At 45.2% G+C, this 12,746-nt stretch carries 15 protein-coding genes and 1 pseudogene; 9 read left to right on the top strand and 7 right to left on the bottom strand.

What is annotated here, in order from left to right; genetic code table 11:
* The first annotated feature begins 198 nt into the window (after window positions 1-198).
* The 7 genes from LPKJCM_RS07215 (at window position 199) to LPKJCM_RS07185 (ending at window position 5,305) form a co-directional block, all read left to right on the top strand.
* Window positions 199-651, top strand: a complete 453-nt coding sequence (locus LPKJCM_RS07215; protein WP_057961423.1) for a hypothetical protein — start codon at window positions 199-201, stop codon at window positions 649-651.
* Window positions 648-1,211 carry a Fic/DOC family protein gene (locus tag LPKJCM_RS07210; protein ID WP_057961424.1) on the top strand — a complete coding sequence of 188 codons (564 nt, stop codon included), beginning with the start codon at window positions 648-650 and terminating at the stop codon, window positions 1,209-1,211. Before LPKJCM_RS07215 ends, LPKJCM_RS07210 begins: the two co-directional genes overlap by 4 nt.
* Window positions 1,212-1,335: 124 nt before the next feature.
* On the top strand, window positions 1,336-1,806 hold the full coding sequence (locus LPKJCM_RS07205) for a hypothetical protein (protein ID WP_057961425.1): 471 nt from the start codon (window positions 1,336-1,338) through the stop codon (window positions 1,804-1,806).
* A 207-nt stretch (window positions 1,807-2,013) separates the two neighbouring features.
* Window positions 2,014-2,277, top strand: coding sequence for a hypothetical protein (locus LPKJCM_RS07200; protein ID WP_013728984.1), 264 nt, complete (start codon window positions 2,014-2,016; stop codon window positions 2,275-2,277).
* Between the two features lie 448 nt (window positions 2,278-2,725).
* The gene (locus LPKJCM_RS07195) at window positions 2,726-4,333 is read left to right on the top strand and encodes a putative polysaccharide biosynthesis protein (protein ID WP_057961426.1); all 1,608 of its coding nucleotides are present in this window, start codon (window positions 2,726-2,728) and stop codon (window positions 4,331-4,333) included.
* Between the two features lie 95 nt (window positions 4,334-4,428).
* A complete protein-coding gene (locus LPKJCM_RS07190) occupies window positions 4,429-4,857 on the top strand; it encodes a GNAT family N-acetyltransferase (protein WP_087069586.1) in 429 nt (142 codons plus the stop codon).
* Between the two features lies 1 nt (window position 4,858).
* On the top strand, window positions 4,859-5,305 hold the full coding sequence (locus LPKJCM_RS07185) for a helix-turn-helix domain-containing protein (protein WP_057961428.1): 447 nt from the start codon (window positions 4,859-4,861) through the stop codon (window positions 5,303-5,305).
* Window positions 5,306-5,347: 42 nt separating this feature from the next.
* Here the strand turns inward: LPKJCM_RS07185 and LPKJCM_RS07180 are convergent, their stop codons facing one another.
* The 7 genes and pseudogenes from LPKJCM_RS07180 to trpD form a co-directional block, all read right to left on the bottom strand.
* Window positions 5,348-6,196, bottom strand: a complete 849-nt coding sequence (locus LPKJCM_RS07180; protein ID WP_057961429.1) for a hypothetical protein — start codon at window positions 6,194-6,196, stop codon at window positions 5,348-5,350.
* A gap of 13 nt (window positions 6,197-6,209) precedes the next feature.
* Window positions 6,210-6,794, bottom strand: a pseudogene (locus LPKJCM_RS07175) (NADPH-dependent FMN reductase).
* Between the two features lie 149 nt (window positions 6,795-6,943).
* A complete protein-coding gene (gene trpA / locus LPKJCM_RS07170) occupies window positions 6,944-7,735 on the bottom strand; it encodes a tryptophan synthase subunit alpha (RefSeq protein WP_057961430.1) in 792 nt (263 codons plus the stop codon).
* Window positions 7,728-8,945, bottom strand: coding sequence for a tryptophan synthase subunit beta (gene trpB / locus LPKJCM_RS07165; protein ID WP_057961431.1), 1,218 nt, complete (start codon window positions 8,943-8,945; stop codon window positions 7,728-7,730). The genes trpA and trpB overlap by 8 nt, the downstream gene beginning before the upstream one ends.
* Window positions 8,942-9,529 (bottom strand): phosphoribosylanthranilate isomerase, encoded by a 588-nt coding sequence (locus LPKJCM_RS07160; protein WP_057961432.1) that lies wholly within the window; start codon window positions 9,527-9,529, stop codon window positions 8,942-8,944. The genes trpB and LPKJCM_RS07160 overlap by 4 nt, the downstream gene beginning before the upstream one ends.
* 17 nt (window positions 9,530-9,546) lie before the next feature.
* Window positions 9,547-10,335 (bottom strand): indole-3-glycerol phosphate synthase TrpC, encoded by a 789-nt coding sequence (gene trpC / locus LPKJCM_RS07155; RefSeq protein WP_057961433.1) that lies wholly within the window; start codon window positions 10,333-10,335, stop codon window positions 9,547-9,549.
* Complete coding sequence (trpD, locus tag LPKJCM_RS07150; RefSeq protein ID WP_057961434.1) at window positions 10,332-11,357, bottom strand: anthranilate phosphoribosyltransferase; 1,026 nt, start codon at window positions 11,355-11,357, stop codon at window positions 10,332-10,334. Before trpD ends, trpC begins: the two co-directional genes overlap by 4 nt.
* A 636-nt stretch (window positions 11,358-11,993) precedes the next feature.
* Here trpD and LPKJCM_RS07145 point away from each other — a divergent pair.
* Both LPKJCM_RS07145 and LPKJCM_RS07140 read left to right on the top strand, forming a co-directional pair.
* Window positions 11,994-12,332: an iron chaperone gene (locus LPKJCM_RS07145; protein ID WP_057961435.1), complete on the top strand. Its 339-nt coding sequence runs from the start codon at window positions 11,994-11,996 to the stop codon at window positions 12,330-12,332.
* Window positions 12,333-12,386: 54 nt separating this feature from the next.
* Window positions 12,387-12,698: a SemiSWEET family transporter gene (locus tag LPKJCM_RS07140; protein ID WP_057961436.1), complete on the top strand. Its 312-nt coding sequence runs from the start codon at window positions 12,387-12,389 to the stop codon at window positions 12,696-12,698.
* The last annotated feature ends 48 nt before the right edge of the window (window positions 12,699-12,746 follow it).

Genomic DNA, 12,746 nt, shown 5'->3' with positions numbered 1-12,746 from the left:
CTAACACTACAGCTTGTGGTTTGAACTTAAACAATTCATCTGGGCGGCATTCTTAAAATGTAGATAAACTACAGGAGGCGAAAGCCTATACCAGTTGGATCCGAATCCAATGAACAATTAGAGAATATCACACAGCATCCAAACAGCGAAGCTGGTCAATACTTGAATACATTTTTAATAATACGAGGAAGTGATCAGATGAACGTCAAATTAAAGGAAGTTATTCAACAACATAGTAAAAAATCTCTGACTACTGCCCAACTCGCAAACCGGGCAAATCTTTCCAGAAGTACCGTCACCGATGCGCTTAAACGCCCAATCGATAAAACTTCATTTGGTGTTGTCACCCGATTATTACTTGCAAGTGATATTTCATTGGATAGCGTGGTAGCTCCACCCGCATTAACCCCTGCCAAAGAGGAAGCACGTTTTCTGGATCAGTGTTCTTTAACCAATTTAACTATCATGGGAATTAAATTTAGTACGCCAGACAATTTTTGGCAAACCAGAGACAGCATTATAACGAGCATTTACGAAGGTGATCATCCAACCAAAGCTGACGTCGATGATGCTTATCAGCAACTTGAGGAGGATGTTCCAACTGCCACGTTGATTGATCGATTAGTACATGAATATGGTGGTCACCGGTGAATCCCCGAGATGATGCATTACTGCCTAATGGAACTTTCAAAAATAAAATTCATATTACGGATCAAAAAGAATTACAAGAACTGGAATATCGCGTGACTAAGCTGAAATATCGAACCATTCCGAACTACACGATAACCGATATTGACGCGCTCAAAAAGATTCATGAGTGGTTATTTGGCGATTTGTATCCATGGGCGGGTCAGTATAGAACAATTAACTTAAGCAAAGGCGCTACCAGTTTCATGCCTTATGAGTTATTTCACGAGGCAATTCCATATTTAAACAAGCAAATTAAGAACCTGAACACTACCAACTATCCGAGTGCACGCTTATTTGCGACGGATTTGGGACAATTATTGACAGATATTAACCATTTCCACCCTTTTCGTGAAGGTAATGGGCGTACACAAAGGTTATTTATCACACTATTAGCTATTCAAAGTGGTTATGAAATGCATTTTGCCCAGAGTTCACCTGCGTATGACCTTTATATGAAGGCATCCATTGAGGACAGCGCCGAGTTAATGGCAAAAGCAGTCCTTGACTCTTTAAAAATCTGAGCGGATTTTGAAAAAATTGCGGTTTCTTCTAAATAGGTCGTATCCCAGTTTGGAATTTTGCATGAAATCGAATTATCTGTTAGACTACTCGCAATTGCTTTTTTGCAAATGAAAGGACAGTTTAATGAAATTTAGCAAAACGCTATCATTCCTCGCCGTCACGTTTGGGGTTGGCTTGATTGCCGTCGAAGCGCAGCCGGCTGCCGCCAAGACCACGACCCACGCCGTTCCGACGACGCTGCAGGGAACTTGGTTCGGTAAGTATCACGATGACCTATTTGGCAACGTTCCGGTTAAACACCGGCTGACCAAGTATTCATTCCGCCAAGGCTCATCGAAGGCGTCTGAACAGGCTGATACCAGAACCTATTACGTTAATATCAAAAAATACCGGCAGACTAAGAGCAAGTCATACTTGTTCAAGGTTGCCAATAAAGCAAACAGTCGCGGTTACTGGAAGTTGACCTTGCTGTCACAGAATCAACCCGTGTATTTGAAGCACGTCAAGCATAACGGCAAGACGGCTTTGAAGATGTACTACAAATCGACTGATACCCACAAGGCTCAGACAAGTTACTTCTATCATCATAATTAACACCCAGGTGTTCAATGTAAGCGATCAACTTATGTTGGGCGCCTTTTTTCTCGCCAAGACATCGAGTCATTTAAAAATTAAATTTGACTTTCTTTACGATTTTTGGTGAAATAGAGGTCAATAAATTGGTATGATGTATATAGCGTATCGCGTTTCTTTGGCGGTATGATGACACTAAATATAACTGATGATTGTGAGGAATTGCTAATGAGTAAAATTTCGATACAAGGCAGTTTAGAAACCAAGCAGATTGTGGGCAGTTATTCCGATGTTGAGAAGAAAATTGTCGCAGATCTGGATTCAGCACAGGTAAAAGACGGCAAAAAGCCATTTTCAAAGATTGCTGACGAGGTGGTTATTGAACCATATAAGGATGGCGCTTATTCATATCACGCAATGTTAACGGAAGCCGCAAAAATGTACGATCTGTCACCAGATATTCAGAAGAATGCGCAGGTGTCGGAAGACTAGAGAGCGCGGACCAGCCTGGTCTGCCCCGGTGTATAAGAGGAAAGCACGCATTGACTAGCGGTTTGTGCTGGTGATGCGTGCTTTCCTCTTATACACCGGGGCTGGGCTGGGTAGCGTATTTTAAAGGTAGAAGGAAGCACATAAGAACCTAACAAACGTGCTCTACTGCCCACTAATCCAATACCCACCGAATACATTTAAACATACCAAGAATGACCAATCATAAAAGGAAGTGGGGTCGGAACAAACCAAATGTTTGCTCCGGCCTCATTCTGTTTAAATATTTCTAATTAGAGCAGTGCTGAAAGCGGGCGGGGTATCTACCCACAATTTTTTTTGGAAGTTCCCCGCAAAAAACGCAAACCAAGTTTCTGATTTGATAGCAAACTTCCGCGAAAGATATTATAATGTTGACTATGATTGAAATATAGAAAGTGTGCATCTTCCCATGAACAAAAAAATTATGTCAGGATCTTTCTGGCTTTCATTTGGCAGTATCTTTTCCCGAGTTCTTGGGATTTTATACTTGATTCCCTGGCTGTATATGATTGGTTCACCCGAACATAAGAATGTTGCCATGGCTTTATTTAATGCCTCTTACAACCCATATGGCCTCTTTATCGCCCTGGGAACGGCCGGTTTTCCGTCTGCAATTGCGCGGCGGGTCGCCATTTATAATGGTCAAAATAAGTTCTTAAATTCCCGTCAACTCGCTAAAGTTGGTTCTTTTGTCATGCTGCTCTCCGGAATTATCTGCGGGGCAGTTCTTTGGGTCATTGCGCCCTTAATTGCCAAGAATAGTCCGGTTGTTTCTACGCAAAGTGCCGTGACGTCAATTCGGGTCTTGGTGCCAGCAATTGTCATTTTGCCATCGATGAGCAGTATCCGCGGCTGGTTCCAGGGTAATCAAGACCTTAAACCGTATGGCGTTTCTCAGCTGTGGGAACAATTCATCCGGATCGTTTTTATTTTGGTATCAACGTATCTGGTCATTAACGTCTTTCACCGCAGCTATATTGAGGCGGTGTATTTAAGCGTCATGGCAGCCTTTGTTGGTGCGGTTGCCAGTTACCTTTATTTGGGACTGTATTATCGCAAACAATCGGCTCACTACGCTGAACTGGCCAAGAAAAGTGCCCCGTTTGATCTAACCAGTATCCGGAAAATTTTCACGATGATTGCCTACGAATCGATTCCGTTTGTAATCGTCGGTTCTGGAATCACCCTCAGTCAGTTGATTGATCAGCTGTTCTTCAAGCAGGTCATGCAGGGCGTTCAACACTTTACTGCTGAATACACCCAGTACATTTACACGTTGTTTTCTGCCAATCCAACCAAGATTACCACGGTGGTGGTCTCATTGGCATTGGCAGTGGCCGAGACGACTTTGCCGTTATTGGCTAACAGCCAGGCTTCCAAGAAAGCGGATGTTGGCGATCTGATCTTCCAGAATGTGAACATGCTGATGTTTGTGTTGCTGCCGATTGTGACCATCCTTTGTGGTCTGTCTTATGAAGCCAATGGGATTTTCTTCTCATTTAGTCTAATTGGCGGCAAATATTTGGCTGCCAACATTCTCCAGAGTTTGATACTGGGGCTGGCAATTAACGGCCTCACCCTGCTTCAAGCCCTTCATTATAGTAAGAAGGCCATGTATTACCTGGTGGTGGGACTGGTAGCCAAATTATTGTTCCAAATTCCACTGGTCATCTTGCTTCAAGGATTTGGGGCAATTATTTCCACGGCAATTGGGTTTGGGTTCATCTGCCTGTTGAGTTACGGCGAAATTATGTATGAGTTCCACGTGCCGTTTGGCAAGCTGAAGACCAGCGTTTGGGTCAATCTGTTATTCTTCGTGATTGTCATGGGATTAACCTGGGGTATTCATCAGGTGATCCTGCCAAGCCGATTGATTCCGGCATTCCTGTACTGTGTTGTCTTTGGTTTGGCAGCTCTTGGCATTTATATCTTTATGGCCAATCGATTCGGCCTGTCCGAGACGATGTTTGACCATAAACTTGGATATAAATATTTTCGGTATAAGCACTTTCAATAGCGACAGGTTAGTTTTTCTTCGTATCTAAAGGATGAGGAGAAGGCAGAATAGCGCTGAATAATATTCAAATATGGAATATTCTGTTATAATTGAGAATGAGAGATGTTACTTTTGATGTTGTGACTGAAAAAATTCAGTCACTAAATATAAATGGATTTATTTTTGATTGGCATCAGTTAGTACCTAATGAAATTTTAATTGGCGCATTTCTCAATTCAAGTTTAGTGGGGCTAATTGGATTTATTCGTAACTATCAGAGCTTATTTAATCGAGTTATTTTGATTGAAATTCAAAGTGAAAATCGTGGTTTGGGTTTGGGAGCTACGCTATTGTCACTCGTAATGCAGGACGCTTTCTTGCAAGATGGATTTGAAGGCCATGTGGAATTAATTAGTAAATCCGACGGGACAGAGATCTTTTATGAACATTTAGGTGGCAAGTTCTGGTCTCCACAAAACGTGATATTTGATACCCAAGCCAGCAAATTGGTGGTCGAGAAACACTATCCGTGGAGAGGTGTCTGACATGACTAAGACAGAACTGATCAATACTTTGGATTATTTGAACACGGTCATTGAAAATTACCGGGCTGACTCGCCTGACTCTCAGCAGGCGGCTTCGAGGCTTTCTGAACTGGTCAATGGCACGATTGGTATCCGAGAACTATCATTTATCGGCCAGGCAATTGGCCGAAGCTTTACGAATTCAGAACTTGCCGATTTAATTCTGGCATCAAAAGCCAATCAGCCATTAAACGAGGCGATTCAATTACCCGCCGAAGCCGATGCTGCTTACACCATTAAGTATCAACGCCGCCAGGCAGGGATGACCCAAGTGCAACTAGCTAAAAAGATTGGTATCGAGCAGAGTCAGCTTGCCAAGATTGAAAATGGCAGTCTGAAAGTAAGCCTGAATCTGCTTCAAAAGGCAATGACCGTGTTTGGCCGTTCATACATTGTTAAAGCACTATAGAAAAGCGCTCAATGACGTCATGAAGACGTTGATTGAGCGCTTTTAGGCTAATCGCATGTAAGCTTCGTACTTATTAACATCCTTAAACGGCAGGCTTTGAAAAATCTTCATCTCCAGCCGGTTAGCCATCTCAAATTCACCGGCCAATATCTGGTCGTGATCTTGAAGCCACTTCAGCTGCTGGTTCAACAACCTGTTAAGCGCGCTGGCATTTACGCCATTCATCTGGCCGAGTTCAACTGAGCGGTCGTCAAAATCATATAGGAAACTGAAGGCGGCCAGGTGACCGTCTTGGATTAAGGCGAATGGAGCGGTCGACATTTGACGGTGTGAAATGAGTGCGGACCAGTCTGGCAAAGAGATCGTTATTGCCGGATTAAAAGCTGGCTTTCCAGCGTATTGGCTCATACTTTGCCCCAAAATGTGTTGGTAGAGTTGATCTTGTCGCGATATTTCAGCAAACGTCTTGAGAGTCCCCGGACCAACTGGATTGCCTAACGATAGGCCGATCAGATCCACCGTTGCGATCAACTTAGTTTGTACCAAATGAAATCCCCTAGTGCTCAACCACTGATTGAATGGATGCTGAGGGGCGTAGTCGCGGGTGATCATGCGGTCGTCGTCAAACTTCCAAGCCAATTTTTGAATATCGGTGTAGACACGCTGGAACAAGATAGCCCGTTCAGTGGCTTTGGGATCAACATACACGGCAAAGTTAAGGGCATTTGGGTGTAACTTGTTGTGCCAGAAAACTGAAGTGGCATCAATCGTTCCGTGTGGGTGATACACCTTGACGTTGTCAGGATAGGTCCGCATGCCGCTAAAAATTTCGTGCTCATTTTCAGGTGCGTGGGGAACAAATTCAGTTTTATTGGGTAAAATGGGTCGCATTGATTTCCTCAAATTAGTTAAATGGATGGTTGTGGAACAGTTGGGTATAAAAGATAATCTCGTGGAAGGCTTCTTCCAATCGGGCTTCAAAATGATCACTGTTTTGAGCGCCTTTGCGGAGTTCACCGGCTTCGGTAAAGTTGTCATTGACGTTCCAGAGCAGCACCGGCGTTGGCAGGACCATCATCTTGAGCATCTGCAAAATTTCCACGAAGGATTCCGCAGCCAACATTCCACCGTCACTATAGTAGGAATACGAGATAATTTAGACGGGCTTGTGATCGACTTCCGGGCCGACATAGTCCAAGGCATTTTTCAAGACGCCGGGGATGGCGTGATCATATTCAGGCGTCATAATGACAAATCCGTCATCGGCCTTCAGCTGATCCAGCCATTTGTGTTCACTTGCTTTTAGCCCGGTAATCGGATTTGACAGCGGGGTTTCATCATGCTGATACGGCTCCAACGGGAAATTTTCCAAGCGAATCCAATCGAACTGAACGGTTTGAGTATCGCGGAATTTTGATTCTAGATACTTGATGATTGATTCACCTAACTGGCTGCGAATCGATCCTAAGACAACACCAATTTTTATCAAAGTAAGCTGACCTCCATTACATAGTTAAAATCAGTATAGCACGTTGCCAAAGCATAGAAAAAGCGCCCCAGTTCTTGACCGTTTTGGGTCGAAAACTGGGGCATTATTTTTCGTTAATTTTATCAATAAGTATCTTGTAAGCTTCACATTTACACCCGCGCTTCTTGTGCCTCATCAACTGCAGAACGAATTGACTTGGTAAATGCCTCAACTGCCTCTGGCGCAGCTTGTTTCTTTTGAGCAACGATGTCAACAATCGCACTGCCAATAATCACGCCGTCGGCAATTTCTGCCATGTCCTTCGCCTGTTCCGGTGTATGCACGCCAAAGCCGATTGCGGTTGGCACGTCGGTGTATGATTTAATTTCGGCAACCAGATCCTTTAAGCCATTGAAGAATTCATTTCGTTCCCCAGTGATGCCCAGTGAGGAGACCACGTAGATGAAGCCGGACGCTGCCTTGGCAATCTTTTCAACTCGGTGGCCGGATGTTGGCGCAATCAGTGGGATGATATCAATGCCATATTTATCAGCAGTTGGAACAATGTCATCACGGCTTTCATATGGCATGTCGGGGATGACCAAGCCAGAAACACCTAATGCCTGACACTTTTGACAGAAAGCATCATAGCCGTATTTGAAGACGATATTTAGATAAGTGAGAAACACAATCGGCACATCGGTTTGTTTACGGGCAGCGGCAACGATTTCAAAGACTGTTTGGGTACGGACACCGGCGTCAAACGCACGCAGATCAGCGGCTTGAATCACGCCGCCGTCAGCGATCGGGTCGGAGAAGGGAATCCCGACTTCAACGATGTCAGCGCCGCCTTCGGCCAAAGCGACGATATTGGCAACTGTGGTATCAAAGTCCGGGTCGTCAGCCACGACAAACGGAATAAATGCTTTATGATTTTTGAAAATTGCGGATAAATTACTCATCAATATCGACTCCTTTGTATTTGGCGATGCTGGCAACGTCTTTGTCGCCGCGTCCTGATAGGGTGCAGACGATGATCTGGTCTTTACTCATCGTTGGGGCAATTTTTTCAACGTAAGCAACCGCGTGACAGCTCTCGATTGCAGCGACAATGCCTTCTTCTCGGGCAATATATTCAAATGCCTGGACCGCTTCATCATCCGTGATGCCGACGTATTGAGCTCGGCCTTCCTTAGCCAAAGTAGCGTGTTCCGGGCCGACTCCTGGATAATCCAAACCAGCGGAGATTGAGTAAACTGGGTTGATTTGGCCGTCTTCGTTCTGCAGAAATAAGGACTTCATGCCGTGGAAAATTCCCACGCTGCCCCGTTCGATCGTTGCAGCCGTCTGGTCGCTGTCGACGCCCTTGCCGGCAGCTTCAACGCCCACTAATTTGACGTTTTGGTCATCGATGTAATCCGCAAAGCTGCCGATGGCGTTGCTGCCGCCGCCGACACAGGCGACAACCATATCCGGGAGGGTGTTTTCCTTTGCTTTAAGCTGCTGCTTGGATTCTTTACTGATGACGCTTTGAAAATATTTGACCATTTCTGGAAATGGATAGGGGCCAACAGCCGATCCCATGACGTAAAATGTGCCCTCAGAACGACTTGCCCATTCCTGCAGAGTGGCGTTGATGGCATCTTTGAGTACCATCGAACCGGTCGTTACCGGGTGAACCTTGGCACCAAGTAATTCCATTCGGTAAAAGTTTAGTTTCTGGCGGTCAGTATCTTCTTTGCCCATGAAGATTTCACACTCCATCCCGAACAAGGCAGCGATGGTCGCAGTGGCAACGCCGTGTTGGCCGGCACCAGTTTTAGCAATCAGGCGTTTTTTGCCTAAATGTTTGGCGAGTAATGCTTGGCCGATAACGTTGTTAATCTTGTGGGCGCCGGTGTGGTTAAGATCCTCACGTTTGAGGTAGATTTTAGCACCGCCAAGGTCTTCGGTCATGTTCTTGGCATAATAGAGCAGTGATGGCCGGTTGGCGTAGTTGATTAACAAATCGTGGAGTTCAGCTTGGAAATCCGGATCGTCTTTCAACGTGTGAAAAGCGTGATCGACTTTTTCCAATTCAGTCATTAAAGTTTCAGGGATGTATTGGCCGCCATATGTATTGGCGAAAATTCCTAGTCGCTTGGTTGTTTTAGCTTCAGTTAAATTTTTCATAGGACATATTCCTCTTTCGTATTTTTTATAAAATCTTGGATTTTGGCTGGATCTTTTTGGCCGTTGGCTTCGACCCCCGATGAGACATCGACAATGTCTGGGTGAACCACCTGAATTGCTTGGCTAACGTTGTTGGGGGTCAAACCACCTGCCAGAATGATTGGTCGATTGATGTGGGAGATCGCCTGCCAATTCAATGTTTGGCCGGAGCCCTTGCCACTGTCGACCATGAGATAATCCGCGGTAGACTTTGGATCGATGGATTGATGCTCAAAGACTTGAATGACTTTGAGCCCGGCATGCTGCAGTTTGGCGACTTCTTCAGGGGTGCTTCGACCATGTAGTTGGGCAATGTCAATCGCGCCGGCACGGTAAACGGCCAGAATCTCAGCGACGGATTCGTCCACAAAAACGCCAACTTTTTGAATACTTGGATTTAAATGGGTCTGCAGTGCCAGCGCGGTTGCTAACGAAATGACGTGGCGGCTTTTTGCAAAGACGAAGCCGGCAAAATCAGTGTGCGCTTCGTTGACAGCCGTAATGTCTTCCGGCTTCATCAACCCACAAATTTTGACTTTAACCATGGATGTACCTCCTGAAATTATTTGACGGTGGCTGCTTTGAATTCTTTAATCAGTTGTTGCTTGTGATTAGTCCGCATGAGAGTTTCACCGATTAGGATGCCGTTGAAGCCGGCGTTGGCCAGCCTTTCAACATCCGTCTGGGTCTTGATGCCGCTTTCGGCGATCACGGGGATGTTTTCCGGAACCATTGCCCGTAATTTTAAGCTGTTTTGAAAATCGATTTTGAAATCTTTGAGGTTTCGGTTGTTGATACCGATGATTTTAGCGCCAGATTTTAATGCGCGGGTGACTTCATCAGCGGTATAGGCTTCAACGATGGCCTGCATGCCAAGGCGTTCTGCCAATTCACGGTATTCCCGGAGCTGTCGATCATTAACGATGGCGACAATCAGTAGAATGATTGAGGCACCGTTGGCCTTGGCCTCATAGATCATGTAAGGGTCAATCGTGAAGTCCTTTCGTAGCGTTGGTGCCGAAACCGCCCGGCTGATCTCTTTGAGGTAATCGAGCCGCCCGTTGAAGTAGTCTGGTTCAGTCAAAACGGAAATCGCGTCGGCCTCGGCTTGGTCATAACGCTTGGCAATTTCCAAGTAGGGAAAGTCATTAACGATTGTTCCTTTGGAGGGTGATGCTTTTTTAACTTCGGCAATGACATGGAGTCCCGGCTGTTTCAAGATCCGAAGAAAATCAGACTTTGGCTTGGCCGGCAGCTGGGCAACGGCGCGTTGCAATTCCGTCAGTGATTGAATAGCCTCATGCTTTCGTAAGCGTCGATGGGTCGCGGCAACTAAATCGTCTAGAATCATGCAACCACGTCCTTGCGTTTGTCAGAGAAGGCGATCAGGCGGTCAAGTTCAGCTTGGGCTTTGCCGTCGTCGATCGTCTTGGCTGCGAGATTGATGCCGTCTTGAATGGTTAGTTCTGGGTGGGCGAGGTGAAGGGCGGAGCCGGCATTGAGTAAGACAATGTCTCGTTTGGCCCCTTTTTTACCGGCTAAGATGTCACGGGTAATTTGGCCGTTTTCTTCGGGAGTGCCGCCCACCAAATCTTGTCGAGCAGCTCGTTTGAAGCTAAATTGTTCCGGTGTCAAAACGTACTGGGTTAATTTACCGGCCCGCAGTTCAACGACTGCCGTTTCATCTGCGACGGTCATTTCATCGAGACCGTCACGGCCGTGGATGACCATGGCATTTTTAACGCCTAACTTTTTCAACACGTTTGCCAACGGTTCAAGCAGGGCTTCATCGTAAACACCTAATAACTGGCTGGTTGGGTGAGCTGGGTTGACCAGTGGGCCGAGGATGTTGAAGATGGTGCGAATGCCCAATTGTTTGCGAACCGGAGCAACATATTTCATTGATTTGTGGTATTCCTGAGCAAATAAGAAGCAGAGGTTGTTGTCCTGTAGGCTTTGGAAACTGGTGGCCGGATCTTCATTAATGTCTAAACCGAGTGCTTCAAAGACATCGGCGGCGCCACTCTTGGAAGAAGCGGCTCGGTTACCGTGCTTGGCAACTTTGGTTCCGGTAGCGGCAACGACAATTGCACTGGTGGTGGAGATGTTGAAGGTGTTGGCTTTGTCGCCGCCAGTGCCAACAATTTCTAAAACGTTCCCGGATTCAGGGAAGACTAGGGCGTGATTTCTCATAGATGAGGCGGCACCAGCAATTTCGTCGATGGTTGGATTCTTAGCGGTAAGGGCGGTTAAAAGCGCGGCAGTTTCAATTTCGGATGTTTCGCCGTTCATAATTTCATCAAGAACGGATTGGCTTTCGTTAAAGGTTAAATCTTCGTGGTTAACAACTTTTTCAATGGCTTGTTTTATCATGGTAAATTCCTCCTGATATAAGTGAGCGGATCCAAGCGGTCAGAAATCGGAGTGTAAGTCTCCTCAGAGATAAATTCCTGGTTTTGGAATTTATCTCTGAGGTGCTTACACGGAGATTTCTGCTTGGAGGAGCTGTCCTAGTAAGTGTCGAGTTATCATTTAGTTGAAATTCAGTCTATGATTTGCCATCGTTTAATTTCCATGTTCATAAGTATGACCTCCATTGATTGCAAAAAAATAATCCGTCCACAACAAACCAAATGTTTGTTAAGGACGGATTATTCCGCGGTGCCACCTTAGTTCGATTAATTAGGGTAGATAAAAAGTATCCGTTAAGTTCCCCAATTAATCACGCTTAGCAAGGGACTAACATCCCTCCGGCAACTGACGTATGCCAACACGTTTCTCCGTACTTGCGAACTTTCGGAAGAACCCTCAGTGGTCCATTTAATCATCTGCGTTCGACTGCACTCTCAGCTGCGGTAGCTCTCTTTGCGTGCACAATGATCTTGATCTCCACTTCATCAGTTTTATGGACGAATTAATTGTTGCTTTGTATATTAGAGCCTTATAATATAAATGTCAACAGATTTTAATTAAAAAAGTTAAAATTATTATTTTATGGGGGTTGAGTCAATGGAAAAATTAGTCCGAGAATACATCGAGAACCAGCCAGCATCAAGGCAAGAGAAGCTACTGCAACTGTACAAGATTATTAAAAAAGAAATGCCGGCAGGATATGATGAAAAAATTTCCTATGGGATGCCAACATTTCACTATCATAAAAACATCATTCACTTCGCAAATTTTAAGAATCATATTGGCATTTACCCTGGCTCAAAGGCGATCAGTGCATTTAAGGATCAGCTAACCGGCTACAAGACAAGCATCGGCGCCATTCAGCTGCCGGTCGACCAACCGTTGCCTGAAGACTTGATTATTCGAATTGTTCAATTTAATCTCGACAACGCCTAGTATTCTCTTGGTGAGTATGGTATCACTGAACCAAGAGAAATTGGAGGGATTAGTGTGCAAAACCAGTTGAGTCACCCTGGTGGTCATCAACTACACGAGAGTAACCATGTATTCAGTGAGGAAAAGATCATTGGCGATATCGCAACAATTGCCAATATGATTATGTATATTTCATACATAGGGGAGATCTTACAAAATCTGAATGGTCAGCCAACGTCATTTATTCAGCCTTTCTGTGCTTCGATTAACGCGGCACTCTGGGTTGCCTATGGCTGGGTCAAGCCAAAGCGGGATTGGATTTTAATTGTGGCCGATGTGCCCGGCGTTATATTTGGGTTGATCGCCGCAATGACCGCAATTATGTAAGGTCGTCAAAGCACATTGCCAGCATTGGTGAATGTGCTTTTTTATTGT

The organism is Lentilactobacillus parakefiri, assembly GCF_002157585.1.
GTDB lineage: Bacteria > Bacillota > Bacilli > Lactobacillales > Lactobacillaceae > Lentilactobacillus > Lentilactobacillus parakefiri.
Note: the sequence above shows the minus strand (reverse complement) of the source record. Positions and strands in the feature narration are given on the sequence as shown.

Coding starts and splice junctions, on each gene's coding strand:
- LPKJCM_RS07205 (WP_057961425.1), top strand. CDS start 1,336: ATGAAATTTAGCAAAACGCTATCATTCCTCGCCGTCACGTTTGGGGTT.
- LPKJCM_RS07180 (WP_057961429.1), bottom strand. CDS start 6,196: ATGCGACCCATTTTACCCAATAAAACTGAATTTGTTCCCCACGCACCT.
- LPKJCM_RS07195 (WP_057961426.1), top strand. CDS start 2,726: ATGAACAAAAAAATTATGTCAGGATCTTTCTGGCTTTCATTTGGCAGT.
- LPKJCM_RS07200 (WP_013728984.1), top strand. CDS start 2,014: ATGAGTAAAATTTCGATACAAGGCAGTTTAGAAACCAAGCAGATTGTG.
- LPKJCM_RS07160 (WP_057961432.1), bottom strand. CDS start 9,529: ATGGTTAAAGTCAAAATTTGTGGGTTGATGAAGCCGGAAGACATTACG.
- LPKJCM_RS07145 (WP_057961435.1), top strand. CDS start 11,994: ATGGAAAAATTAGTCCGAGAATACATCGAGAACCAGCCAGCATCAAGG.
- LPKJCM_RS07215 (WP_057961423.1), top strand. CDS start 199: ATGAACGTCAAATTAAAGGAAGTTATTCAACAACATAGTAAAAAATCT.
- trpB (WP_057961431.1), bottom strand. CDS start 8,945: ATGAAAAATTTAACTGAAGCTAAAACAACCAAGCGACTAGGAATTTTC.
- trpD (WP_057961434.1), bottom strand. CDS start 11,357: ATGATAAAACAAGCCATTGAAAAAGTTGTTAACCACGAAGATTTAACC.
- trpA (WP_057961430.1), bottom strand. CDS start 7,735: ATGAGTAATTTATCCGCAATTTTCAAAAATCATAAAGCATTTATTCCG.
- LPKJCM_RS07185 (WP_057961428.1), top strand. CDS start 4,859: ATGACTAAGACAGAACTGATCAATACTTTGGATTATTTGAACACGGTC.
- trpC (WP_057961433.1), bottom strand. CDS start 10,335: ATGATTCTAGACGATTTAGTTGCCGCGACCCATCGACGCTTACGAAAG.
- LPKJCM_RS07190 (WP_087069586.1), top strand. CDS start 4,429: ATGAGAGATGTTACTTTTGATGTTGTGACTGAAAAAATTCAGTCACTA.